A 23,478-nucleotide genomic window follows, 5' to 3' on the forward strand; every position below is an offset into this window, starting at 1 on the left:
ACGGAATCATGATTGCTGCCGATTACCTAAAGCGCATCGCGGCCTGGTCGCGTGAACTGGATGACCGCGAGATCGAGATCGCGCGCAGTGGTATCACCGAGAAATCCTATGGCGCCAATGAATTCATCTTCATGCGCGGCGACCGTTTTGACTACTGGACCGGCGTGGTCACGGGGCTGGCGCGGATGGGCATCGTCTCCCGCGGCGGCAAGGCGGCAAGCTTCGCCGGATTGACTGCCGGCGCCTGGTTCGGCGAGGGGTCGGTGCTGAAGAACGAAGCGCGGCGTTACGATGTGGTGGCGCTGCGCGACACGCGGCTGGCCATGATGGACCGCAAGACCTTCGTGTGGCTGTTCGAGAACAGCGTGGCGTTCAACCGTTTCCTGGTGGCGCAGCTCAACGAGCGGCTTGGCCAGTTCATTGCGCTCCTGGAATATGGCCGTACGCTGGATGCGACCGCGCGGCTGGCGCGTTCCATCGCCTCCCTGTTCAACCCAATTCTCTACCCCGAGCTCTCGTGCCATCTCGAGATCACGCAGGAGGAAATCGGGGCGCTTTCCGGCATCTCGCGTCAGAATGCGAACCAGTGCCTGAAGCGGCTGGAGAAGGAGGGGCTGTTGCGGCTGGAATATGGCGGCGTGACCATCGTCGACCTCGAACGTCTGCGCCACTACGGCGAATAGTCCAGCCGACCGGTCCGACGCCGTGTGCGCCCGAAAGCTTGTGCCTAACGGCCTGATTTCAAACGGTTATGGCATTAGACTTCGCGGGAAGCGGATGCTACAGACCGAGCCATTCGCAACCCGGCGCAGTTCCGCGCCTTCGGAGAGGATATGGCGGCTCAGGACTCCAAGCGACGTGTCGCGCTGATCACGGGCGTCACCGGCCAGGACGGCGCGTACCTCGCCGAATATCTGCTCGGCCTCGGCTACAGCGTGCACGGCATCAAGCGCCGCTCGTCGTCGTTCAATACCGCGCGGGTCGATCATCTCTATCAGGATCGCCATGTCGGCAACGTGCCGTTCCTGCTGCATTATGGCGACATGACGGACTCGACCAATTTGATCCGGCTGATGCAGCAGATCCGGCCGACCGAGATCTATAACCTCGCCGCGCAGAGCCATGTCGGGGTCAGTTTCGAGAGCCCGGAATACACCGCCAATGCCGATGCGGTCGGCGTGCTGCGCCTGCTGGAGGCGATCCGCATCCTCGCCATGGAAAAGGAGACGCGGTTCTATCAGGCCTCGACCTCGGAGCTGTACGGCCTGGTCCAGGAAGTGCCGCAGCGGGAAACCACGCCGTTCTACCCGCGCTCGCCCTATGGCGTCGCCAAGCTGTACGGCTACTGGATCACGGTGAACTACCGCGAGGCCTACGGCATGTATGCCTCGAACGGCATCCTGTTCAACCACGAGAGCCCGATCCGCGGCGAGACCTTCGTCACCCGCAAGATCACCCGCGGCGTCGCCCGCATCGAGGTCGGGCTCGAGGACACGCTCTATCTCGGCAATCTCGAGGCCAAGCGCGACTGGGGCCATGCGCGGGATTATGTCGAGGGTATGCACAGGATTCTGCAGGCGGAGGCCCCCGGTGATTTCGTGCTCGCGACCGGCGAGACGCGCTCGGTGCGCGAATTTGTGGAACTGGCGTTTGCCGAGGTCGGACGGGCAATCGCGTGGCGCGGGGAGGGTGTCGACGAGACCGGTGTCGACACCAAATCCGGCAAGACTGTGGTCCGGATCGATCCGACCTACTTCCGCCCGACCGAAGTCGATCTCTTGATCGGCGATGCCAGCAAGGCGCACGACAAGCTCGGCTGGACGCCGAAGACCAGCTTTGCCCAGCTCGTGAAGGAAATGGTCGCGAGCGATCTCGCCGAGGCGAGGCAGGAGGTCGCCCATGGCAAGAACGCCGTTTGAGCTGAAAGGCAAAATGGTCTTTGTCGCCGGCCACCGCGGCATGGTCGGCTCCGCCCTGTTGCGAAGGCTCGCGCGGGAAGATGTCAAGCTCCTGACGGTGCCACGAACGGAAGTCGATCTCCGCGATCAGGCGGCGGTCAACAGATGGTTTGCCGCGAAGCGGCCGCAGGCGGTGTTCCTGGCGGCCGCGAAGGTCGGCGGCATCGCCGCCAACGACCTGCTGCGCGCCGAGTTTCTCTACGACAATCTGGCGATCGCGACCAACGTGATCCACGCGGCCCACGTCAACGGAACCGAGAAGCTGATGTTCTTCGGCTCCTCCTGCATCTATCCGAGGCTGGCACCGCAGCCGCTGCGCGAGGATGCGGTCTTGACCGGGCCGCTGGAGGCGACCAACGAGCCCTACGCGATTGCCAAGATCGCAGGCATCAAGCTGGTGGAAACCTATCGCCGCCAGTACGGCGCCGATTTCATCAGCGTGATGCCGACCAATCTTTACGGTCGCGGCGACAATTATGATCCCGAATACAGCCACGTGGTCGCAGCCCTGATCCGCCGCTTCCATGAGGCGAAAGTATCGGGCGCGAAGAACGTCGTGGTCTGGGGTACGGGCACGCCGCGGCGCGAATTCCTCCATGTCGACGATCTCGCCGACGCCTGCATCCACCTGATGAAGGTCTATTCCGACAGCGGCCTGATCAATATCGGCACCGGCAAGGACATCACGATCGCGGAATTCGCCCGTGTGGTCGCGGCGACGATCGGCTATGACGGCGCGATCAGCTATGACACCTCGCGGCCCGACGGCACGCCGCGCAAACTGCTCGACGTCAGCCGGCTGGCTGCGCTTGGCTGGCGAGCGAAGACGTCGCTGGAAGACGGCATCAGGCTCGCCTATCAGGCGTATCTCAGTGAAACGCAGCAGGCGGCCGAGTGATTTTCTGACGGCGCAGCGTCACCGCGCCGCCTTCCGCGGTGGCTGCTTCGCGAGCGCCACCGCCATCGCCGAGATCAGCGGCTTCATGAAATAGGCGTCGTTCGCCGGCGCGATGTCGGTGCGCAGGCCGTGTGAGGCGAGTTCGCCAGAGACCGCCGGCCCCACCGAGGCGATCGCGGTCCGGTCAAGGCCCTGGCGCAACCTGTCCTCATAGCCGCGTGCCCGCGCGGCTTCGAACAGCCGGCGCACCTGGCCCAGGTTGGTCAGCGCGATCGCATCGATCCGGCCGTCCACCATCTCGTCGATGGCCGCAACGATGTTGGCATCAGCGGCCTTGGAATCGTAGACGTAGGGCAGCACGGTATCGACCTCCGCGCCCTGCGCTTCGATCGCGCCGATCAGCGCGCCGTGGTCCTTGTCCGGATAGAGCTGCAAGCCGAGGCGATGGCCTTTCAGCTCGATGCGGGACAGCATCTCGATGACGCCTTCAGAGGTCGGTTTTTCCGTCGTCACCTGCGGCTCAAGCCCGATTTCGCGCAACGCCCGGCCGGGTTTTGGGCCACGGGCGAATTTGCGGGCTTTGGTCAGCGCCGCAACGAATTCCTGTTCGATGTCGATGCGGCGCACGACCTTCATCAGCCGCCGCAGGCCTTCGCCGGTCATCAGCACCAGATCGTCGAAGGGCCGTTCGATGCAGCGCTGGATCCAGGCCTCGATCGGCGCCGGATCCGGCGCATCGTGGATCGCGAACATCGGACATTGCAGCACGTCGGCGCCCTGTTCGGCGAGCAGACGGGAGAATTGCGCCTCCTCGCGCGTCTCCAGGATCAGGATGCGGTAGCCGTTCAGCCGGTCAGCCATGTTGGTGCCTCCGATATAGCTCAATTTGGCCCCTGCCGCAGGATTGGCGCAAGCGCGACGGCGGTGCTAGAGCAGGGGCCGCAAATCCGCCGTTCCGTGCGGCTGCCCAAGCCTTAATCAATCACGCCCTAATCAGCCAAACCCCAATCAGCCAAGTCTCGATCGATCGCCATGCCCGACCCTCAATTTGTCCTGACCCTGTCCTGCCCCGACCGCCCCGGCATCGTCTCGGCGGTCTCGACCTTTCTCGCACATAATGGTCAGAACATCCTGGATGCCCAGCAGTTCGACGATATCGAGACGAACAAATTCTTTATGCGGGTGGTGTTCACGGCCGCCGATCTCGCGGTCGAATTGTCGGCGCTGCAGACCGGCTTTGCCGCAATCGCCGAACGTTTCGGCATGACATGGCAGATGCGGGACCGCGCGGCCCGCCGCCGCGTGATGCTGCTCGTCTCCAAATCCGATCACTGCCTGGTCGATATCCTCTATCGCTGGCGCACCGGCGAATTGCAGATGATCCCGACCGCCATCGTCTCCAACCATCCGCGCGAAGCCTACAGCCACCTCGATTTCGGTGAGATCCCGTTCCACTACCTCCCCGTGACCAAGGAAACCAAACGCGAGCAGGAAGCCGCGCTCTGGAAGCTCGCCGAGGATACCAACACCGACCTGGTCGTGCTCGCGCGCTACATGCAGATCCTGTCGGACGAGCTGTCGGCAAAGCTCGCAGGCCGCTGCATCAACATCCACCATTCGTTCCTGCCGGGCTTCAAGGGCGCGCGCCCCTACCACCAGGCGCACGAGCGCGGCGTCAAATTGATCGGCGCCACTGCGCATTACGTCACCGGCGACCTCGACGAAGGGCCGATCATCGACCAGGACGTCGAGCGCATCAGCCACCGGGATACGCCTGACGATCTCGTCCGCAAGGGCCGGGATATCGAGCGCCGCGTGTTGGCCCGCGCCATCCGCTACCATCTCGAGGACCGCGTGATTCCCAACGGCCGCAAGACCGTGGTGTTCGTCGACTGAGCGGAGTGGCGCCAACCCTTCCTCAGTGAACGGCCTCCTGCGACGTCGGTGCCGACTTGTTCTCGTCGCCGCGCTCGGAAGCCGGCATCAGCCGCTTGCGCTCCCGCTCGCGCATGAATTCGTCGTATTGGGCGGTGCCTGGCCGAGGTGGGGCGTCGGCCGGCAGCCCGCCAGCCCACGCCGGAATCAGGTCCGCCGTGCCGGCCGACAGTTTCTCGTTGATGGTACCGCACCCGCCCAAGGCACAGCCCGTCAGGGCGAGGGCGAAGAGGGTTGCGAGATGGCGGGCGCTGGTCGGCATCGCGATGCGGGGTGTCGTGGGGCTTGAAGGTTTGGACCGAATTGCGCCAACCTTGGCGCGGGTCGGCGGACCCTAGTTTCGAAATGGTAAGATAGCCTTATCAGGTCCTGTTGGAGGTATGATAGAACCTCAAGCTGCCGAATATACAGAAGATGTCGCCGGCGGCTGCTGCCGGTCAGCGCGCCGGCGCCATCCCTACGTCGGCTTGACAAACCGACACCGGACGACGCCATTCGCCGCGCTACACGGCCGAACAATCTGGGCTATGGTGAGGCAAGGGCCGGGGACTCGGTTCGATCGCAGGAACGATGAGGGGGAGAAGCGTTCATGTTCGTTCGCCGTCAAGTGTTGCTGGCTGCCGGCGCCGTTGCCGCCGCAGCGGCCGCCGTGCCCGCCTGTGCGCAGGAAGAGGCGGTCAAGATCGGCCTAATTGTGCCGATGACCGGCGGGCAGGCCTCGACCGGTAGGCAGATCGACAACGCGATCAAGCTCTACATGCAGCAGAAGGGCGACACGGTCGCCGGCAAGAAGATCGAGATCATCCTGAGGGACGACGCCGCGGTTCCCGACAACACCAAGCGGCTCGCCCAGGAGCTGATCGTCAACGAGAAGGTTAACATCATTGCCGGTTTCGGCGTCACCCCGGCCGCGCTCGCCGCGGCGCCCTTGGCAACGCAGGCGAAAGTTCCGGAAATCGTCATGGCGGCCGGCACCTCGATCATTACCGAGCGCTCGCCCTACGTCGTCCGCACCAGCTTCACGCTGCCGCAATCCTCCACGATCATCGGCGACTGGGCGGCGAAGAACGGCATCAAGAAGGTGGCGACGTTGACCTCGGACTACGCGCCCGGCAATGACGCGCTCGCTTCCTTCAAGGAGCATTTCGTGGCCGGCGGCGGCGAGATCGTCGAAGAGGTCAAGGTGCCGCTCGCCAATCCCGATTTCGCGCCATTCCTGCAGCGGATGAAGGATTCCAAGCCGGATGCCATGTTCGTGTTCGTGCCGGCCGGGCAGGGCGGCAATTTCATGAAGCAGTATGCCGAGCGCGGGCTCGACAAGAGCGGCATCAGGGTGATCGGCCCCGGCGACGTCATGGATGACGATCTCCTCAACAACATGGGCGACGCGGCGCTCGGCGCGGTCACCGCGCACCTCTATTCCGCCGCGCATCCCTCGCAGATCAACAAGGAATTCGTGGCCGCCTACAAGAAGGCGTTCAACAACCGGCCCGGCTTCATGGCGGTGGGCGGCTATGATGGAATCCATTTGATCTACGAAGCCCTGAAGAAGACCGGCGGCGACGCTACCGGCGACAAGCTGATCGCGGCGATGAAGGGGATGAAGTGGGAGAGCCCGCGTGGGCCAATCTCGATCGATCCCGAGACGCGCGATATCGTGCAAAACATCTACATCCGCAAGGTCGAGAAGGTCGACGGTGAACTCTACAACGTGGAATTCGCCACCTTCGAGGCCGTCAAGGATCCCGGCAAGACCAAGAAGTGACGCAGGCGTCATCTTTAGCGCTGGCTGATCCTGGCTTAAGTTCATGACCACGCTGTTCACCATCCTGTTCGACGGCGTCGCCTACGGCATGCTGCTGTTCGTGCTCGCCTGCGGGCTCGCGGTGACGCTCGGGCTGATGAACTTCGTCAACCTCGCGCACGGCGCCTTCGCGATGGCCGGCGGCTATATCTGCGCGGTGCTGGTGAACAATTCCGGCTGGCCATTCTTTGCGGCGCTGCCACTCGCCTTCGTCGCGAGTGCCGCCATTGGCATGGTCCTGGAGCGAACCCTGTACCGTCATCTCTATGCGCGCAGCCATCTCGACCAGGTGCTGTTCTCCATCGGCCTCGTCTTCATGTCGGTCGCAGCGATCGACTACATCATGGGATCGTCGCGGGTCTTCATCAAACTGCCGGCGGCCCTCGAAGGGCAGTTCGATTTCTTCGGGGTCGGCATCGGCCGCTACCGGCTGATGATCATCGTGATCTGCGGCCTGCTCACGGTCGCGCTGCAACTAATCCTGGCGCGCACGCGCTTCGGCAGCCGCCTGCGCGCAGCCGTCGACGATCCCCGCGCCGCTATCGGGCTCGGCATCAATGTGCCACAGGTCTTCGCGTTCACCTTCGCTTTCGGTTGCGGACTCGCCGGCCTCGGCGGCGCGTTGAGCGCGGAGATCCTCGGCCTTGATCCGTATTTTCCGCTCAAATTCATGATCTACTTTCTGATCGTGGTGACGGTGGGCGGCTCCTCCTCGATCACGGGCCCGTTCCTGGCCTCGCTCCTGCTTGGCATCGGGGATGTCGCCGGCAAGTATTATGTCCCGAAGATGGGACCGTTCGTGATCTATACCATCATGATCGTGATCCTGATCTGGCGTCCGAACGGCCTGTTCGGCCGCACGGCCGCGCGTTGAGGATGCGATGACCACGCTTCCCGACGTCTCGACAAGTGCCATCGCTGGCGCCCGCTGGCGCCCGGGCGAGATCGCGTTCTGGATCGTGGTCGTCGCCTGCGGATTCCTGTTTCCGTCCCGCTACCTCATCATGACCGACATCGTGCGGCTGGCTTTGTTCGCACTATCGCTCGACCTGATCCTTGGCTATGCCGGCATCGTCTCGCTCGGGCATGCCGCGTTCTTCGGTGTCGGTGCCTATTCCGCCGGGCTTTTGGCACTGCACGGGATCATCAACGAGCCGGTGGTTGCGCTCGTGGTCGCAGGCTTTGCTGCCATGGTGCTCGGCTTCTTCACGAGTTTCCTGGTCATCCGCGGCGTCGATCTGACCCGGCTGATGGTGACGCTCGGCATCGCGCTGCTCCTGGAAGCGCTCGCCGAACGCTTCTCTGGTGTCACCGGCGGCACTGACGGATTGCAGGGCATCGAGATGCAGCCGATCCTCGGCCGCTTTGCCTTCGACATCTTCGGCAAGACCGGATTCTTCTACTCGTCGATCGTGCTGTTTCTCCTGTTCCTGCTGGCGCGGCGGATCGTGCATTCGCCATTCGGCCTGTCGCTTCGCGCGATCAGGAACAACCCGCTACGCGGCGCCGCGATCGGTATTCCCGTCAATCGCCGATTGATCGCGATCTACATGGTGTCGGCGTTCTATGCCGGCATCGCCGGCGCGCTATTCACACAGACCACGGCGCTCGCTTCGCTCGACGTGTTCTCGTTCGAGCGTTCGGCCGACCTGATGCTGATGCTGGTCATCGGCGGCACCGGCTATCTCTATGGCGGTCTGATCGGCGCCGTGGTGTTCAAGATGCTGCAGGAGCTGTTTTCGACCATTACGCCGCAATACTGGCTGTTCTGGATCGGATTGGTGCTGGTCGTGATCGTTCTGGTCGGCCGCGCCCGAATCCATCGCTGGGCGCTTTGGGTGCCCAACCTCATCATCCGGCAATTGGCCGGCCGCCGGGCCGTTGTCGCGGTTCCCGAGAGCGACCCGTCATGACGATCGCGCTGGAAACCAGGGGGTTGGATAAATCCTTCGGCGGCTTGCGCGTCACGCGCGACCTTTCGCTCCGGATAGAGCAGGGCGCCCGCCACGCGTTGATCGGGCCGAACGGGGCCGGCAAGACCACGGCGATCAACCTGCTCACCGGGGTGCTAAGACCCAATGCCGGCCGCATCCTGCTCGAAGGCAACGACATCACGAGCCTGCCGGTGCACAAGCGCGTGCTGCGAGGCCTGTCGCGAACGTTCCAGATCAATCAGCTCTATCCGGATCTCACCCCGCTCGAGACCATTGGGCTCGCGGTCTCCGAACGGATGGGACGCGGCGGCGATTGGTGGCGGCGGATGGGGACGCGGGCGGACGTCAATGCCGAGATCGCCGAGATCCTCGCGCGGTTTCATCTGCTCGACGTCATGAACGAGCTCACCGTCACTTTGCCCTATGGCAAGCAGCGTCTGCTCGAGATCGCGGTCGCGATCGCCGCCCGACCTCGGGTGCTGTTGCTCGACGAGCCGGCCGCCGGCGTGCCCGAAACCGAGCGCCGCGACATTCTGGCCGCGGTCGCCGCGCTGCCGCGCGAGGTGACGGTACTCCTGATCGAGCACGACATGGATCTCGTATTCTCTTTCGCTGACCGCATTTCGGTTCTGGTCAACGGTGCGCTGCTGACCGAAGGTGCGCCCGATGCTGTGGCGCGCGACCCGCAGGTGAAGGCGGTCTATCTCGGCGAGGCGGCCGATGCGTGAGCTGCTCGCGATCGAGGGTCTGCGCGCCGGCTATGGCGAAGCGGTGGTGCTGCCGGGCATGACACTGTCGATCCCCGAAGGCCAGGTGCTGGCGCTGCTCGGGCGCAACGGCACCGGCAAGACCACGCTGATCAATTCCATTGTCGGCGTCACCCGCCGTTTCGGCGGCACCGTATCGCTGGGCGGGCAGGACATTACGGCGTTGCGCCCGGACCAGCGGGCTCGCGCTGGGGTCGGCTGGGTGCCGCAGGAACGCAATATCTTTCGCTCCCTCACGGTCGAGGAGAACATGACCGCGGTGGCCCAGCCCGGCCCGTGGACGGTCCAGCAAATCTACCGGATGTTTCCGCGGCTCGAGGAACGCCGCAGCAATTTCGGCAACCAACTCTCCGGTGGCGAGCAGCAGATGCTCGCGATCGGACGTGCGCTGACGCTGAATCCTAAGGTGCTGCTGCTCGACGAGCCGATGGAAGGACTGGCGCCGATCATCGTTGAGGAATTGCTGAGGGCGCTTGGCACAATCACCCGCAGCAGCGGCATTTGCTCCATCATCGTGGAACAGAATGCGCAAAAGATCCTGGGGCTCGCCGACCGCGTTGTGATATTGGAACGCGGCACAATCGTTCACGATGCGGCAAGCGATGCCTTGAAGGCCGATCCTACGGTGCTCGAGCGGCATCTTGGGGTCACCGGCGCCAAAGCCCATTAGTTCTGTCCCTAGGGAGTCGAAACCATGCAACGAACAAAACCTCCTTTCCGCGCCGACGAAGTCGGCAGCCTGTTGCGGCCACCGAAGATCAAGGAGGCCCGTGCCAAGCTTGAGAAGGGCGAGATCCCGCCCGAGGAACTGCGCAAGATCGAGGACATCGAGATCGAGAAGGTCGTGCACCGCCAGGCCTCCACCGGCCTGCGGCTCGCCACCGACGGTGAATTCCGCCGTTCCTGGTGGCACTTCGATTTCCTCGCCAAGCTGACCGGCTGCGAACTGTTCCATCCCGACGTCGGCATCCAGTTCGCGGGCGTGCAGACGCGCCATGACGCGATCCGCGTGATCGGCAAACTGGATTTCCCCGACAACCACCCAATGCTCGATCACTTCAGGTTTCTGAAGAAATATGCCGACCAGGCTCATGTCACGGCGAAGATGACGATCCCTGCGCCGTCGGTGCTGCACTTCCGCGGCGGCCGCAAACTGATCTCGAAGGATATCTATCCCGAACTCGAGCCGTTCTTCGAGGACCTCGGCAAGACCTACCGCAAGGCCGTGAAGGCGTTTTACGACGCCGGCTGCCGCTATCTGCAGTTCGACGACACCGTGTGGGCCTATCTCTGCTCGCAGGACGAATTGCAGAAGGCGCGCGAGCGCGGCGACAATCCCGATGGCCTGCAGGAGATCTACGCCCGAGTCATAAATTACGCGATCGCGGACCGTCCGTCCGACATGGTGATATCGACCCATGTCTGCCGCGGCAATTTCCGCTCCACCTGGATTTCGTCCGGAGGTTACGAGCCGGTGGCGCAGACCCTGCTCGCCGGCACCAATTACGACGGCTATTTCCTCGAATATGATTCCGACCGTGCCGGCGGTTTCGAGCCGTTGCGCTATCTGCCGAAGGGCAACAAGGTCGTGGTGGTCGGTGTCATCACGTCCAAGTTCGGCGAGCTCGAGAAGAAAGATGCCATCAAGCGGCGGCTGGAGGAAGCTTCGAAATTCGCGCCGCTCGACCAGCTCGCGCTCTCCCCGCAATGCGGCTTCGCCTCGACCGAGGAAGGCAACATCCTTTCCGAAGAAGAACAGTGGGCGAAGCTCAGGCTCGCAGTGGAAGTCGCCGAAGAGGTGTGGGGCAGGTAGCTCCACTTCGTCATTGCGAGCAGCGACGCGACGAAGCAATCCATGTCTACGCAAGCGCGAAGGTGGGTTGCTTCCGCCCCCGCTCGTTGAGCTTCGGCGGGCAGGTCGCTGTGCTCGCGATGGCCGGTAGTACCTTGCAGGGGTACGCGTTGTGGGCGAGCAGGAAGAGGGCTTCAAGGAGTGGGCAGATAGTGATAGAGGTGCTCTTGCGCCTGCCGCTGCCCACCGTTATCCCACCATCCCGGCCCAATGAAGAACGACGAAATCCTGAGCCAAATCACCGACTTCTGCCGCCGGTCGGATATGGCCGAGTCGACGTTCGGCCGCCGCGCAGTGAACGATGGCAAGCTGGTGCATCGGCTGCGGGAGGGTAAGCGGATCACGATCGATACGCTGGACCGGATTCAGGCTTTCATCGCCACTTCCACGCCCGGCGGGGTGGCGCCGTCCCGTGGCCTCGTGGTTCCGCCCGAAAAGCGCGACCCGCGGCAGAACTTCCGCTTCTTCGAGAACCGGCAGAGATACCTGCTGTTTGTCCATACCTGCGGCGAGAAGCGGGTGATTGCGCAGCGCGTCGCGCTGGAGCTTTCCGCCATCCATCCCCGCCCGCCAGCGCTGCGGATCTTCGACGCGGGTATCGGCGACGGGACCGTGCTCGCGCGAGTCCTGCGCGCCATGCATAGCCGCTTTCCGCATATGCCGTTCTACGTCGCCGGCAAGGAATTGAGCCTGGAGGATGTCCGCCTGACCCTGGAGAAGGTGCAGGACCGGCTGTTCGAGCATCCCGCCACGGTCTTCGTATTGACCAACATGTATTACGCCGAGGCGCCTTGGCTGACGCCGAAATCGCCTGCGGCGGCCGCTGGCACGCTCTGGCACGAAGTGGCACTGCGAGGGGCATCGTCGGGCGAATTCGAGGCCCAGATCACGGAACTCGGCCCATTTCTTGAGCAGAATTGGCGAGCCAGCGTCAGCCCACGATCGGGAATGCCCATCTATGAGCGGCCGGTGGTTTTGGTGGTCTACCGGGAGGACCAAAGGTTCCTGCTCGATTCGATCATTCCGCGGGCCGGCAAGTCCGAGGCCAATTTCGACCTCGTCATCGCATCCCAGCCATACCGGGCAAAATCCTCTGTGAATTTCCGCGCCAAGCGCATCATCGCGCCGCTGGCGCGGGCCCTGCGCGCCGGTGGACGCCTGATCGGCATTCACTCCCACGGCCACGATCCGGGCCTGGAAATCATTCAGTCAGTGTGGCCCGGAGAAAATCCTTTCGCCGTCAGCCGCCATGAGATATTGCGCGCCGTCAAGTACGAACTGGGATCGGCCGGGCGCGACCTCAACTTTAATGCCTATGCCGATAACCGTTCGATCTTCCGTTATGATATGGAAGCGTTGCCCAACGAGGTCACCGGGTCGATCGGAACCTCGACGGCTTTTGCAGCGTGGAACGCGGCGGTGTATGTCGCGCAGATCGAGGATGACCGGTTGACCGAGATGACGGAAAGCGGCCGAACTCTGGAGGCTACGCGCGAAGTTCTGCGCAAGCACAATGGGCTGTGGTTTTACGACGAATCCTACGTCATCTCGCGTCGTAGAGACTGACATTCCAGGGACACATTCAGGAACGAACGTCGGAGCTCGACGAAAAAAGGGGTTTGCTTGATGCGCGCGTCTTACCTGTTCACCAGCGAGTCGGTCTCGGAGGGACATCCCGACAAGGTCTGCGACCGCATTTCCGACGAGATCGTGGACCTGTTCTATCGGGAAGGGCCGAAAGCCGGCATCGACCCGTGGCAGATCCGCGCCGCCTGCGAAACGCTTGCCACCACCAACAAGGTGGTGATCGCCGGCGAAACCCGCGGGCCCAAGTCGGTGACCAACGACCAGATCGAAAGCACCGTCCGCGAAGCGATCAAGGACATTGGCTACGAGCAGGAAGGCTTCCACTGGAAGACCTGCGACGTCGAGATCCTCTTGCATCCGCAGTCGGCCGACATCGCGCAGGGCGTCGATGGGCAGCAGCCGGGCGACACCAGGGAAGAAGGCGCGGGCGACCAGGGCATCATGTTCGGTTACGCCACCAACGAGACGCCGGACCTGATGCCGGCGCCGATCTTCTACGCCCACAAGATCCTGCGGCTGATTTCCGAAGCGCGCCACTCCGGCCGCGAGAAGGTCCTGGGGCCGGACTCCAAGAGCCAGGTCACCGTGCAGTACGAGAACGGCAAGCCGGTCGGCGTCCGTGAGATCGTGGTCTCGCACCAGCATCTGGTCGAGGACCTCTCCTCCAATCAGGTGCGCGACATCGTCGAGCCCTATGTGCGCGAGGCGCTGCCGGAGGAGTGGATCAACGGCAAGACCATCTGGCACATCAACCCGACCGGCAAGTTCTTCATCGGCGGTCCCGATGGCGACTCCGGCCTCACCGGCCGCAAGATCATCGTCGACACCTATGGCGGCGCAGCACCGCATGGCGGCGGCGCCTTCTCCGGCAAGGATCCGACCAAGGTCGACCGCTCGGCCGCCTATGCGGCGCGCTATGTCGCCAAGAACATCGTCGCTGCCGGTCTCGCCGAGCGCTGCACGCTGCAGCTCGCCTACGCGATCGGCGTGGCGCGACCGCTGTCGATCTACATCGACACCCATGGCACCGGTAAGGTGCCGGAGGACAAGCTCGAGAAGGCGGTGGCGCAGGCGATGGACCTGACGCCGCGCGGCATCCGCACCCATCTCGACCTCAACCGTCCGATCTACGCGCGGACCTCGGCCTACGGCCATTTCGGCCGCACGCCCGACAATGAAGGCGGCTTCTCCTGGGAGAAGACCGATCTCGTCGAGCCGCTCAAGCGCGCGGTCTGACTTTCTCCGTAACTGTTGTTCGTAACCGTGTCGCGTATTCCGGAAAGCTGAGATCGCTTTTCGGAATACGCTTTTTGAGGGATCAACCACATGACCGCCGCCGCCAAGAAGCCTGCCTTCACCGACTACATCGTCAAGGACATCTCGCTCGCCGACTTCGGCCGCAAGGAAATCTCGCTCGCCGAAACCGAGATGCCCGGGTTGATGGCGACGCGTGAGGAGTTCGGCCCCAAGCAGCCGTTGAAGGGCGCGCGTATCGCCGGCTCCCTGCACATGACGATTCAGACAGCGGTCCTGATCGAGACGCTGGCTGCGCTCGGCGCCGACATCCGCTGGGTCTCCTGCAACATCTATTCGACCCAGGACCACGCGGCGGCGGCGATCGCGGCGGCCGGCATTCCGGTGTTCGCGGTGAAGGGCGAGACGCTCACCGACTACTGGGACTACACCGCCAAGCTGTTCGACTGGCACGGCGGCGGCACGCCCAACATGATCCTCGACGACGGCGGCGACGCCACCATGCTGGTGCATGCCGGCTACCGCGCCGAGCAGGGCGACACTGCGTTCCTCGACAAGCCCGGCTCGGAAGAAGAAGAGATCTTCTACGCGCTGATCAAGCGGCTCCTGAAGGAGAAGCCGAAGGGCTGGTTCGCCGAGATCGCCAAAAACGTCAAGGGCGTCTCGGAAGAGACCACCACCGGCGTGCACCGCCTTTATGACATGGCGAACAAGGGCACGCTGCTGTTTCCGGCGATCAACGTCAACGACAGCGTCACCAAGTCGAAGTTCGACAACCTTTATGGCTGCCGCGAGTCGCTGGTCGACGGCATCCGCCGCGGCACGGACGTGATGCTGTCGGGCAAGGTCGCGATGGTTGCGGGCTTCGGTGACGTCGGCAAGGGCTCGGCGGCTTCGCTGCGCCAGGCCGGCTGCCGCGTCATGGTCTCCGAGGTCGATCCGATCTGCGCGCTGCAGGCAGCGATGGAAGGCTATGAGGTCGTCACCATGGAAGATGCCGCGCCGCGCGCCGACATCTTCGTCACCGCGACCGGCAACAAGGACATCATCACCATCGAGCACATGCGCGCGATGAAGGATCGCGCCATCGTCTGCAACATCGGCCACTTCGACAACGAGATCCAGATCGCGCATCTGCGCAATCTGAAATGGACCAACATCAAGCCGCAGGTCGACGAGATCGAATTCCCCGACAAGCACCGCATCATCCTGCTGTCGGAAGGTCGCCTGGTGAACCTCGGCAACGCCATGGGCCATCCGTCCTTCGTGATGTCGGCTTCGTTCACCAACCAGACGCTGGCGCAGATCGAGCTCTGGGCGAACAACAAGAACGGCAAGTACGAGAAGAAGGTCTACGTGCTGCCCAAGACTCTGGACGAGAAGGTCGCCCGCCTGCACCTCGCCAAGATCGGCGTCAAGCTGACCGAGCTGCGCAAGGACCAGGCCGACTATATCGGCGTGAAGCCGGAAGGCCCGTACAAGTCGGATCATTACCGCTATTGAGCTGCAGTCCTCCTGAGTGAAATATTGCGAGGCCCCGGCGCAGTCCGGGGCCTTTTTCTTTGCCGCGGCAACCAAAGGCGAGTTGCAAATTGGTTCCCACCTGCTCAATACTTCGGCAGGGAGAACGCCATGACTGAAGCAGTCGAGCATTTCGACGTCGTGATCGTCGGCGCCGGGCTGTCCGGCATCGGCGCGGGCTATCACCTGCAGCAGAAGTGCCCGACCAAGAGCTACCTCATCCTCGAGGGCCGCGATTGCATTGGCGGCACCTGGGACCTCTTCCGCTATCCCGGCATCCGCTCCGACAGCGACATGTACACGCTCGGCTACTCGTTCCGTCCGTGGACCGAGCCGAAGGCAATCGCGGACGGGCCGCGCATCCTGAACTATGTGCGCGAGACCGCACAGCAGAATGGCATCGACGAGAAGATCCGCTTCAACCATCGCGTCAAGCGCGTCTCGTGGTCGTCCGAAGCGACGCGCTGGACCGTCGAGGCTGAGCGCAAGGCAGGTGAGGGCGCGGCAGAGATCGTGCGCTTCACCTGCAATTTCCTCTTCATGTGCTCGGGCTATTATAGATACGAGGAAGGCTACACGCCGGAATTCGCCGGCACCGCCGACTTCGAGGGCCAGATCGTGCATCCGCAGAAATGGCCCGAGAATCTCGACTATGCCGGCAAGCGCGTCGTCGTGATCGGCTCGGGAGCGACAGCGGTGACGCTGGTGCCGGAACTGGCGAAGACGGCTGCGCATGTCACCATGCTGCAGCGTTCGCCGACTTACGTGGTGGCGCGCCCGGCGGAGGACGCGCTCGCCAACAAGCTCAGGCGCAAGCTCTCGGCCAAGCTCGCCTATCATTTGATCCGCTGGCGCAACGTGCTGTTCGGCATGTATTTCTTCCAACTCTGCCGCCGCAAGCCGGAGCGCGCCAAGCAGCTCATCCTCGGCGGCATCAAGATGGCGCTCGGTCCGGAATACGACATCGGCACGCATTTCACGCCGCGCTACAATCCCTGGGAGCAGCGGCTCTGCCTCGTGCCTGATGGCGACCTGTTCAAGTCGATTCGCGAGAAGCGCGCCTCCGTCGTCACCAACCACATCGACACCTTCACCAGGAACGGCATTCGCTTAAAGGGCGGCAGCGAGCTTCCGGCTGACATCATCATCACCGCGACCGGCCTGGTCCTGCAGGTGCTCGGCGGCGTCGAGGTCAGCGTCGACGGCCGCAAGGTCGATTTCGCAAAAACGCTGAGCTACAAAGGGATGATGTACTCGGATGTGCCGAACCTCGCTGCCGCGCTCGGCTACACCAACGCTTCCTGGACGCTGAAATGCGACCTCACCTGCGAATATGTCTGCCGTCTGATCAATTACATGGACCGGCACGGCTTCAGGCAATGCGTGCCGCATAACCTCGATCCCTCGATCGAGGCGCTGCCGGCGCTGGATTTCTCCTCCGGCTATGTGCAACGCTCGATCGCAAAACTGCCCAAGCAGGGCTCGAAGCGGCCGTGGCGGCTCTACCAGAATTATGCGCTCGACATCGTCTCCCTGCGCTACGGCAAGGTGGATGACGGCGTGATGCAGTATTCGTGACAATCCTCGCTGTTCTCGCGCTGCATCCGTCCAAGCATCCCATGGGTTGTTTTGCGTATTCGGGCGCGGCGCCGAATCAGCCATTCTGGCGCGACGGTTAACGCCGGATTAACCGAGACGCCCTACGCTGCACGGCCTGTGGCTGCTGATAGCACGAGGAAGCCCATGGATGCCCAGCGAATTGCCGTCGATGCCCTGGTGGCGCTGACCGATTGCGACCGCGACGCCGCCGTTACCTTCATCCGCCGCCTCTACCTCGCCGGCATCAAGGACCCCAAGCGCCTGACCTTCAAAGGCCTGCAGGCGATGCGCGCCTGACGGTGCGTCCGGGTTTGATGCGTAGGATGGGTAGAGCGAAGCGAAACCCATCGCGATGATGCACGCCGCGTGAATGATGGGTTTCGCTTCGCTCTACCCATCCTACGATTCTCCCAACGCCCGCACGGTGTCGTCCCCGCGAAAGCGGGAACCCATAACCACAGGTGGTTGTTGTGGCGCGAGCAAGTGGTTGTGGCGGAGCATATCACAAGCGACCTGTGGTTATGGGTCCCGCGTCAAGCCCGGGACGACGCGAGGAGAGATCACGATTCAAATGTCAAACAGCAGGGAGGATGTGAGTCTGCATTCTCGCGGCGCGTTGCGTCCGAGTCTTGCGTCTCGTTTCACCCTCCTCGATAGCAGAGGGCGCAGGGAAAGCCGGGTGCCGGTTGCACCCGTGGGCCCCGTGCAACAAAAAGCACGGGGGTAGGACCACAGGTCAACCGAAGCAACACCGGCTTTCCCTGCGCAGTGGTTTTACGGCTTACTTCGTGCTCTTCCCGGTGACCGGGCTTTCTTGCCACCGTCACCCGCGGGATACTTCCCGCAAGCTTAGCGCCAGCGTCGGGGCGCCAGAACCACACGACTTCGCCGTCCGCTGATGCCACGCTCGTCAGTCGCAACACCCGCGTCCACCGCATCTCACCGCGCGTTCGTGACGATCGCGATCCGCCCCTCTCATCGGGTGAGATGGCGCGGGGTTATACAGGTGATTTGCCCGACGGGTTAAGGGGAAAATTTTGGTGAACAGGGACTGGACGACCCGATTCACCTTGAAATTGCAAGGAAAATTCGCCCCCGCGTGCAAGCCCCGAAGCTTCCTCCAGGATTGGCTTCCGCGACTTCGTTGGATATAGGAAAAACGGACGTGGCTAGGGACCACGATCATGAGACTACCATGCTGAAAACGCTATTCGCGCCGCAGCTTGTGATCCTCTACATCCTCGCGGCATCCACCATCTACGTTCACTTCCGCGGCCGCGAGCGGCTCCGGTTTGCCCGCCAGCTCGGCGACCATTCGACCTATCTCGCCCCGTACAACGTGCTGATGTACGCCGGTTCGGCCGTCCCGAATGTGCCGGTGATACCGGTCGAGAAATTTCCCGAGCTCGCCAAGCTCAGCGAGAACTGGGAGACGATCCGCGACGAGGCGGTGCGGCTGTTCGACAAGGGTTTTATCCGCGCGGCCGCGAAGAACAACGACTGGGGCTTCTATTCCTTCTTCAAGAGCGGCTGGAAGCGCTTCTACCTGAAGTGGTACGACGATTTCCTGCCGTCGGCGCGCACGCTGTGTCCGAAGACCGTGGAGCTGTTGAATTCGATACCGTCCGTGCACGGCGCGATGTTTGCGATGCTGCCGCCTGGCGGCAAGCTCGGTGCGCACCGCGATCCCTTTGCTGGCTCACTGCGCTATCACCTCGGGCTGGTCACTCCCAACTCGAACAAGTGCCGGATCCTGGTCGACGGAGTGGAATGCGTCTGGCGCGACGGCGAGGCCTTCATGTTCGACGAGACCTTCATCCACCACGCCGAGAATGCGACCGACCAGAACCGGATCATCCTGTTCTGCGACGTCGAACGCCCGATGAAGTATGGCTTCATGACCGCGATCAACCGCTGGGTGAGCCATCACATCGTCAAGGCCTCCGCCACGCAGAACGTGGATGGCGAGCATGTCGGCGTGCTCAACAAGGTATTCGGCAAGCTCTACGAGATTCACCTAGCCAGCCGCCGCGTGAAAGAGTGGAACCGCAAGGTCTACTACACGCTGAAATATTCGCTGGCGGTGCTGATCCTCGGGCTGATCGTCGTGTCGGCGCTGCGGTGATGGATGCGGAGCGTGTAGGGCCGTAGGCCGGATTACGCTGCGCTAATCCGCCCTACGGCACTAGGGAAGCGCCGCAGCGGCGTTGGCAACGAGCGGGCTGTCGGTCGCCGCCGGCGACAGTTCGCTGCTGCTGCCCTTGGTGAGAAATTCGTCGAGCGTAGCCTGGATCCTGTGCTTGACGGAATAAGGTCCACGGTCGCACATGTCAGTATGCCGGAATTGCGTATCGATGATATCGATAACTTGCTTCTTGGCCTGTTCGGAGGCCGGCAACACGCCGGGATCGGTCTTGAAGTTGGGGTCTTTCGAGCGGAACGACAGGATCTTCAGTCTGTCGTCAACCACGAAGGGGACGCGCAGATTGTCCAGCGTTATCACCTTTGACACCAGTTCGGGATGCTGCTTGGCGTAGTACATGGCGATATCGCCGCCGTTCGAATGACCGACCAGGGTCAGATGATCGTAGACGGCATTGGGCTCAAGCGTCTTTAGCTTCGAGAGCACAAAGCCGATGTTGGCTTCGCCCTTATTGTAGACGCCAAGCCTGCCGACATAGGGCAGTCCCACCTTCGTGACCAGCGGAGGGTCGGTCGGAATATCCTGCTGAATGCTCGCGACCAGATATCCGTCCGCTGCCAGCACGTTTTCCAGGAACGAATACTCGGTGTTCTTGACCGTGTTGCCGTTGCTGATGATCGCCACCGGAAGTTTCCAGAATCCGGCATTGGCCTTCATCTCGTAGTCCGCACGCACGGCAAGATCGACCGGCACCGGCCGTTGTCGGGTCTCATCATAGAGACTCAAGCTCTCGTGCCGAATTCCCCATTTGCTGACGGCAAAGTAGGCCGCGCTGGAAAGGGCGCACAGGCAGGCGAAAACGACAATGCCTCGCTTCATTGCTTCCATCCCGTCGTTTTTTGGTATTGATTTGCTGTTAATATGGGAATGCCTGACGGAAAAGGCTCTAAGTCCCGCGGCCACATTAAATTTCTGTGAGCTTCTTGAAATTTCCGTGAGCTTCCTGCCCTGCGCTGGCATCGCTGCGCCTGCGCAAGAACGAAGCGGCGCGTTGGTCGCGAGGATACACGCGGTTGTGTTCGCCTTCGGTCAGTCGATCCGCTTGAAGTCTAGCCGTCGCTCCCGACGTAGTTGGAACGTTCAACAACGTGGCGCGTTGCGTCACGATCAGAAAAGAAAAGGGGGCGTCGGAGGAATGCTTCGTGGCAACACTCGACGTCACACCACTCTCCCCGTCCGAGCACCAAGTTCAGCTTCGTCGCGCCGTCATCGCCTCCACGATTGGGACCGCGATCGAATGGTATGATTTCTTCCTCTACAGCACCGTCACCGGTCTGGTTTTCGCAAAGCTGTTCTTCCCGCACTCCGACCCCTGGGTCGGCACGCTGGAGGCATTTGCCATTTATGCGGTCGGCTTTGTCGCGCGGCCGATCGGTGCTGCGATCTTCGGGCATTATGGCGACCGCATCGGCCGTAAAGCGACGCTGATCGCGACGCTGCTCCTGATGGGACTGGCGACCGCGGCGGTGGCGGTGGTGCCGACCTATGCGAGCGTCGGCATCTGGGGAGCGGTGATCCTGACAGTGCTGCGCTTCATCCAGGGCATTGGTGTCGGCGGCGAATGGGGCGGCTCGGTGCTGATGTCGATGGAGTGGGCGCGCGACAACCACTCCCGCGGATTCATCGCGTCATGGCCGCAATTCGGCGTGCCCTGCGGCCTGTTCCTCGCCAATCTTGCAGTGCTGGCGTTCAGCCAGATGGCCGGGGACCAGTTCCTCGCTTGGGGCTGGCGCCTTCCGTTTGCGGTCAGCCTCATCCTGGTCGGCGTCGGCCTCTACATCCGGCTCGGTATTATGGAAACGCCGGTGTTCTCCAAACTGGTGGCCGAGCAAAAGCTCGACCGCACGCCGATGCTGACGGTGATAAGGGAGTATCCGAAGGAAATCCTGCTGTCCGCTTTCGCGCGCATGGCCGAGCAGGCGCCGTTCTACGTTTTCACCGCCTTCGTCTTTTCCTATGGCATTGCCACGCTGCACGTCTCGCGCGACTTCCTGCTCACCGCGGTGCTCACGGCTTCGGTGCTGTCGTTCGTCTCGATCCCGCTGTTCGGGCATCTGTCTGACCGGATCGGCCGCAAGACCATGTACATGATCGGTGCGGTGGCGACCGGCATCTTCGGTTTCATCTACTTCGCGATGCTCAACACGGGATCGCTGGCGATCATCTTCCTCGCGATCTTCCTGTCGCTGATTCCGCACGACATGCTGTACGGGCCGCAGGCGGCGCTGATTGCCGAGAGCTTTACCGGCCGCCTGCGCTACAGCGGCTCATCGCTCGGCTACCAGCTCGCATCCGTGATCGCCGGCGGTCCGGCGCCGCTGATCGCGACCTGGCTGTTCGGCACGTTCCAGTCGTCGACCGCAATCGCGGTCTATATCGCGATCTGCGCCGTCATCACGCTGGCCGCGACTGCGATGATGACCGACTACACCGGGAAAGACATCAACGCGGCCGACGCGCATCGCCGGCCGGCATAAGCTAGCAAGGAGGAAACGGCATGTTGAAATGGCGGAGTGAATCGGCGCTCGATCTCTACAATCTGGCGGCAGCGATCTTCCTGCTTGCCGCACCGTGGATGTTTGTCCGCGCCAACCCGACGGCGGCGATCGATCTGCGCCTAAGCGGAACGGCGATCGCGGTCCTGTCGCTGGCGGCGATGATTGCATTTTCCGTTTGGGAAGAATGGATCAACCTGCTCGTCGGTGGTTGGTTGATCGTGTCACCATGGCTGCTCGGCTTCACGCACACGCGCGCGATGCATTTCAGCATCGTCGCCGGCGCCGTGGTGATGTTCATGTGCCTGCTCGAGTTGTGGCTGGAGTACGAGAAGACGCATCTCGGCCCGGCTGCGCGGGCTTCGGAAAGGAAGTAGTGACTCAATCAGAACCGAGTATGCTCTGGCTGTAGCCCGGATAGAGCGCCAGCGTAACCCCGGGGCCGCTCTCGACCTTGGCAATAACGCGGGTCGTCATTCCGGGGCGCGCGTAGCGTGAGCCCGGAATCCGTCAGGCGGCAGGTGACGGCGGAGAAATGGATTCCGGGCTCGATGCTGCGCATCGCCCCGGAATGACGTCTGTGGGCGTGGTGACGCCGGAGTGTTACTCCGGCTGGCCGATCGAGACCTTCAGCGTGCCGACGCCGTCGACGCCGCACTCGATCTTGTCGCCGGGCTGGAGCTGTGAGACGCCGGCCGGCGTGCCCGTCATGATGAGGTCGCCGCCGGCGAGCTTCACCTGCTGCGAGAGCTGCCAGATGATCTCGGGCACATTCCAGATCAGTTCGGTGAGGTCGCCCTTCTGGGTCTCCTTGCCGTTGACGGTGAGCCAGATCCTGCCCTTTGACGGATGGCCGATCTTGGAGGCCGGCTGCAGCGCGGAGCAGGGCGCGGAATAGTCGAAGGACTTTCCGATCTCCCAGGGACGCTCCTTCTTGCGCGAGGCGATCTGCAGGTCGCGGCGGGTGAGGTCGATGCCGACAGCATAGCCGTAGACATGGTCGAGCGCCTTGTCGGCGGGAATGTTGAGGCCGCCGCTCTTCATGGCGACCAGCAGTTCGACCTCGTGGTGCAGGTCCTTGGTCAGCGGCGGGTAGGGGATGCTGGCACCGTCAGGCACCAGCATGTCGGCATGCTTGGCGAAGAAGAAGGGCGGCGCGCGCTCGTCATTGCCCATCTCGCGGATGTGCTCGAGGTAGTTGCGCCCGACGCACCAGATCCGCCGGACGGGGAAGGATTTGGTCTCGCCGACGACGGGGAGTGAAGCTTGTGGCGGGGCAGGGATGACGTAATCCGTGGCGGTCATGAAGCGCTCTCGTTTGGGTGAGTTATTGCTTGGTATGGTTGATCGAAGCGGCTCGTCTGCGAGTTTACTTCACCTCTCCCGCTTGCGAGAGCTTTGCATAATGGGCGAATCTGCGATTCTCTAAGAGAGGATCGGAGAGGGGGCTGGAGTGACATATCGGCGGGTTGGACAACCGAGCTTCGCAGATGCGCTGGTATCGCGGCGGGGAAAAGGCAATCCAGCGTTGAAGCGGATCGGCGAGCTGGTCGATTGGGCGGCTGTGGAGCTTGTGCTGCGCGGCCTTCCGGAACCGGAGCGTGGCGCGCCGCCCTACCCGCGGCTGGTGATGTTCAAGGCGCTGCTGCTGCAGCAATGGTATGGACTGTC

General features: G+C 62.7%; 23 protein-coding genes. 19 read left to right on the top strand and 4 right to left on the bottom strand.

The features are described 5' to 3' along the window. The first annotated feature begins 8 nt into the window (after positions 1–8). The 3 genes from J6497_RS06910 (at position 9) to fcl (ending at position 2,856) form a co-directional block, all read left to right on the top strand. Positions 9–683 carry a Crp/Fnr family transcriptional regulator gene (locus J6497_RS06910; RefSeq protein WP_225703528.1) on the top strand — a complete coding sequence of 225 codons (675 nt, stop codon included), beginning with the start codon at positions 9–11 and terminating at the stop codon, positions 681–683. 150 nt (positions 684–833) lie between these two features. Continuing rightward, entirely contained in the window at positions 834–1,919 is a 1,086-nt protein-coding gene (gmd, locus tag J6497_RS06915) for a GDP-mannose 4,6-dehydratase (protein WP_225703493.1), read from the top strand. After that, the gene (gene fcl / locus J6497_RS06920; RefSeq protein ID WP_283844393.1) at positions 1,900–2,856 is read left to right on the top strand and encodes a GDP-L-fucose synthase; all 957 of its coding nucleotides are present in this window, start codon (positions 1,900–1,902) and stop codon (positions 2,854–2,856) included. Before gmd ends, fcl begins: the two co-directional genes overlap by 20 nt. Before the next feature lie 18 nt (positions 2,857–2,874). Here fcl and J6497_RS06925 read toward each other — a convergent pair whose 3' ends face one another. Continuing rightward, positions 2,875–3,717 (bottom strand): uroporphyrinogen-III synthase, encoded by an 843-nt coding sequence (locus J6497_RS06925; protein ID WP_225703494.1) that lies wholly within the window; start codon positions 3,715–3,717, stop codon positions 2,875–2,877. A 171-nt stretch (positions 3,718–3,888) separates the two neighbouring features. Here J6497_RS06925 and purU point away from each other — a divergent pair, with 171 nt between their 5' ends. Then, complete coding sequence (purU, locus tag J6497_RS06930; protein ID WP_225703495.1) at positions 3,889–4,752, top strand: formyltetrahydrofolate deformylase; 864 nt, start codon at positions 3,889–3,891, stop codon at positions 4,750–4,752. A gap of 22 nt (positions 4,753–4,774) precedes the next feature. On the opposite strand, the gene J6497_RS06935 is transcribed toward purU, so the two are convergent. Then, positions 4,775–5,053 carry a hypothetical protein gene (locus J6497_RS06935; RefSeq protein WP_225703496.1) on the bottom strand — a complete coding sequence of 93 codons (279 nt, stop codon included), beginning with the start codon at positions 5,051–5,053 and terminating at the stop codon, positions 4,775–4,777. A gap of 327 nt (positions 5,054–5,380) precedes the next feature. Between J6497_RS06935 and J6497_RS06940 the strand changes: the two genes are divergently transcribed. The 12 genes from J6497_RS06940 (at position 5,381) to J6497_RS06995 (ending at position 19,234) form a co-directional block, all read left to right on the top strand. Then, the gene (locus J6497_RS06940; protein ID WP_225703497.1) at positions 5,381–6,556 is read left to right on the top strand and encodes an ABC transporter substrate-binding protein; all 1,176 of its coding nucleotides are present in this window, start codon (positions 5,381–5,383) and stop codon (positions 6,554–6,556) included. Positions 6,557–6,599: 43 nt separating this feature from the next. Beyond that, positions 6,600–7,469, top strand: coding sequence for a branched-chain amino acid ABC transporter permease (locus J6497_RS06945; protein ID WP_225703498.1), 870 nt, complete (start codon positions 6,600–6,602; stop codon positions 7,467–7,469). A 7-nt stretch (positions 7,470–7,476) separates the two neighbouring features. Then, positions 7,477–8,508 (top strand): branched-chain amino acid ABC transporter permease, encoded by a 1,032-nt coding sequence (locus J6497_RS06950; RefSeq protein ID WP_225703499.1) that lies wholly within the window; start codon positions 7,477–7,479, stop codon positions 8,506–8,508. Beyond that, positions 8,505–9,257 carry an ABC transporter ATP-binding protein gene (locus tag J6497_RS06955; RefSeq protein WP_225703500.1) on the top strand — a complete coding sequence of 251 codons (753 nt, stop codon included), beginning with the start codon at positions 8,505–8,507 and terminating at the stop codon, positions 9,255–9,257. The genes J6497_RS06950 and J6497_RS06955 overlap by 4 nt, the downstream gene beginning before the upstream one ends. Then, positions 9,250–9,966 carry an ABC transporter ATP-binding protein gene (locus J6497_RS06960; RefSeq protein ID WP_225703501.1) on the top strand — a complete coding sequence of 239 codons (717 nt, stop codon included), beginning with the start codon at positions 9,250–9,252 and terminating at the stop codon, positions 9,964–9,966. The genes J6497_RS06955 and J6497_RS06960 overlap by 8 nt, the downstream gene beginning before the upstream one ends. A 24-nt stretch (positions 9,967–9,990) precedes the next feature. Next, complete coding sequence (locus tag J6497_RS06965) at positions 9,991–11,109, top strand: cobalamin-independent methionine synthase II family protein (RefSeq protein ID WP_225703502.1); 1,119 nt, start codon at positions 9,991–9,993, stop codon at positions 11,107–11,109. Positions 11,110–11,358: 249 nt separating this feature from the next. Further along, positions 11,359–12,714 (top strand): hypothetical protein, encoded by a 1,356-nt coding sequence (locus tag J6497_RS06970; protein WP_225703503.1) that lies wholly within the window; start codon positions 11,359–11,361, stop codon positions 12,712–12,714. A gap of 60 nt (positions 12,715–12,774) precedes the next feature. Further along, positions 12,775–13,971 (top strand): methionine adenosyltransferase, encoded by a 1,197-nt coding sequence (gene metK / locus J6497_RS06975; RefSeq protein WP_225703504.1) that lies wholly within the window; start codon positions 12,775–12,777, stop codon positions 13,969–13,971. A gap of 90 nt (positions 13,972–14,061) precedes the next feature. After that, complete coding sequence (gene ahcY / locus J6497_RS06980; protein ID WP_225703505.1) at positions 14,062–15,492, top strand: adenosylhomocysteinase; 1,431 nt, start codon at positions 14,062–14,064, stop codon at positions 15,490–15,492. 129 nt (positions 15,493–15,621) lie between these two features. Then, positions 15,622–17,088, top strand: coding sequence for a flavin-containing monooxygenase (locus tag J6497_RS06985; protein ID WP_225703506.1), 1,467 nt, complete (start codon positions 15,622–15,624; stop codon positions 17,086–17,088). 165 nt (positions 17,089–17,253) lie between these two features. Next, positions 17,254–17,406: a hypothetical protein gene (locus J6497_RS06990; protein WP_225703507.1), complete on the top strand. Its 153-nt coding sequence runs from the start codon at positions 17,254–17,256 to the stop codon at positions 17,404–17,406. 898 nt (positions 17,407–18,304) lie between these two features. Then, the gene (locus J6497_RS06995) at positions 18,305–19,234 is read left to right on the top strand and encodes an aspartyl/asparaginyl beta-hydroxylase domain-containing protein (protein ID WP_225703508.1); all 930 of its coding nucleotides are present in this window, start codon (positions 18,305–18,307) and stop codon (positions 19,232–19,234) included. Positions 19,235–19,294: 60 nt separating this feature from the next. Here the strand turns inward: J6497_RS06995 and J6497_RS07000 are convergent, their stop codons facing one another. After that, complete coding sequence (locus tag J6497_RS07000) at positions 19,295–20,131, bottom strand: alpha/beta fold hydrolase (protein WP_225703509.1); 837 nt, start codon at positions 20,129–20,131, stop codon at positions 19,295–19,297. A 323-nt stretch (positions 20,132–20,454) separates the two neighbouring features. Between J6497_RS07000 and J6497_RS07005 the strand changes: the two genes are divergently transcribed. Beyond that, positions 20,455–21,789 carry an MFS transporter gene (locus J6497_RS07005; RefSeq protein ID WP_225703510.1) on the top strand — a complete coding sequence of 445 codons (1,335 nt, stop codon included), beginning with the start codon at positions 20,455–20,457 and terminating at the stop codon, positions 21,787–21,789. Between the two features lie 20 nt (positions 21,790–21,809). Further along, positions 21,810–22,184: an SPW repeat protein gene (locus tag J6497_RS07010; protein WP_225703511.1), complete on the top strand. Its 375-nt coding sequence runs from the start codon at positions 21,810–21,812 to the stop codon at positions 22,182–22,184. A 226-nt stretch (positions 22,185–22,410) separates the two neighbouring features. Here J6497_RS07010 and J6497_RS07015 read toward each other — a convergent pair whose 3' ends face one another. Beyond that, positions 22,411–23,112, bottom strand: a complete 702-nt coding sequence (locus J6497_RS07015; protein WP_225703512.1) for a fumarylacetoacetate hydrolase family protein — start codon at positions 23,110–23,112, stop codon at positions 22,411–22,413. 148 nt (positions 23,113–23,260) lie between these two features. On the opposite strand from J6497_RS07015, the gene J6497_RS42515 reads away from it, so the two are divergent. Continuing rightward, a partial coding sequence (locus tag J6497_RS42515) for a transposase (protein ID WP_225709250.1) occupies positions 23,261–23,478 on the top strand: 218 nt, incomplete at its 3' end.

Source organism: Bradyrhizobium cenepequi (assembly GCF_020329485.1).
Classification (GTDB): Bacteria; Pseudomonadota; Alphaproteobacteria; order Rhizobiales; family Xanthobacteraceae; genus Bradyrhizobium; species Bradyrhizobium cenepequi.

Excerpts from the sequence above, each read along its gene's own strand:
- J6497_RS07010 (WP_225703511.1), top strand. The coding sequence starts at position 21,810 with ATGTTGAAATGGCGGAGTGAATCGGCGCTCGATCTCTACAATCTGGCG.
- J6497_RS07015 (WP_225703512.1), bottom strand. The coding sequence starts at position 23,112 with ATGACCGCCACGGATTACGTCATCCCTGCCCCGCCACAAGCTTCACTC.
- J6497_RS06935 (WP_225703496.1), bottom strand. The coding sequence starts at position 5,053 with ATGCCGACCAGCGCCCGCCATCTCGCAACCCTCTTCGCCCTCGCCCTG.
- J6497_RS06965 (WP_225703502.1), top strand. The coding sequence starts at position 9,991 with ATGCAACGAACAAAACCTCCTTTCCGCGCCGACGAAGTCGGCAGCCTG.
- fcl (WP_283844393.1), top strand. The coding sequence starts at position 1,900 with ATGGCAAGAACGCCGTTTGAGCTGAAAGGCAAAATGGTCTTTGTCGCC.
- J6497_RS06945 (WP_225703498.1), top strand. The coding sequence starts at position 6,600 with ATGACCACGCTGTTCACCATCCTGTTCGACGGCGTCGCCTACGGCATG.
- J6497_RS06955 (WP_225703500.1), top strand. The coding sequence starts at position 8,505 with ATGACGATCGCGCTGGAAACCAGGGGGTTGGATAAATCCTTCGGCGGC.
- J6497_RS06990 (WP_225703507.1), top strand. The coding sequence starts at position 17,254 with ATGGATGCCCAGCGAATTGCCGTCGATGCCCTGGTGGCGCTGACCGAT.
- J6497_RS06925 (WP_225703494.1), bottom strand. The coding sequence starts at position 3,717 with ATGGCTGACCGGCTGAACGGCTACCGCATCCTGATCCTGGAGACGCGC.
- purU (WP_225703495.1), top strand. The coding sequence starts at position 3,889 with ATGCCCGACCCTCAATTTGTCCTGACCCTGTCCTGCCCCGACCGCCCC.
- J6497_RS06970 (WP_225703503.1), top strand. The coding sequence starts at position 11,359 with ATGAAGAACGACGAAATCCTGAGCCAAATCACCGACTTCTGCCGCCGG.
- J6497_RS06950 (WP_225703499.1), top strand. The coding sequence starts at position 7,477 with ATGACCACGCTTCCCGACGTCTCGACAAGTGCCATCGCTGGCGCCCGC.
- J6497_RS07000 (WP_225703509.1), bottom strand. The coding sequence starts at position 20,131 with ATGAAGCGAGGCATTGTCGTTTTCGCCTGCCTGTGCGCCCTTTCCAGC.
- gmd (WP_225703493.1), top strand. The coding sequence starts at position 834 with ATGGCGGCTCAGGACTCCAAGCGACGTGTCGCGCTGATCACGGGCGTC.
- J6497_RS06960 (WP_225703501.1), top strand. The coding sequence starts at position 9,250 with ATGCGTGAGCTGCTCGCGATCGAGGGTCTGCGCGCCGGCTATGGCGAA.
- J6497_RS06910 (WP_225703528.1), top strand. The coding sequence starts at position 9 with ATGATTGCTGCCGATTACCTAAAGCGCATCGCGGCCTGGTCGCGTGAA.
- J6497_RS06985 (WP_225703506.1), top strand. The coding sequence starts at position 15,622 with ATGACTGAAGCAGTCGAGCATTTCGACGTCGTGATCGTCGGCGCCGGG.
- metK (WP_225703504.1), top strand. The coding sequence starts at position 12,775 with ATGCGCGCGTCTTACCTGTTCACCAGCGAGTCGGTCTCGGAGGGACAT.
- J6497_RS06995 (WP_225703508.1), top strand. The coding sequence starts at position 18,305 with ATGCTGAAAACGCTATTCGCGCCGCAGCTTGTGATCCTCTACATCCTC.
- J6497_RS06940 (WP_225703497.1), top strand. The coding sequence starts at position 5,381 with ATGTTCGTTCGCCGTCAAGTGTTGCTGGCTGCCGGCGCCGTTGCCGCC.
- ahcY (WP_225703505.1), top strand. The coding sequence starts at position 14,062 with ATGACCGCCGCCGCCAAGAAGCCTGCCTTCACCGACTACATCGTCAAG.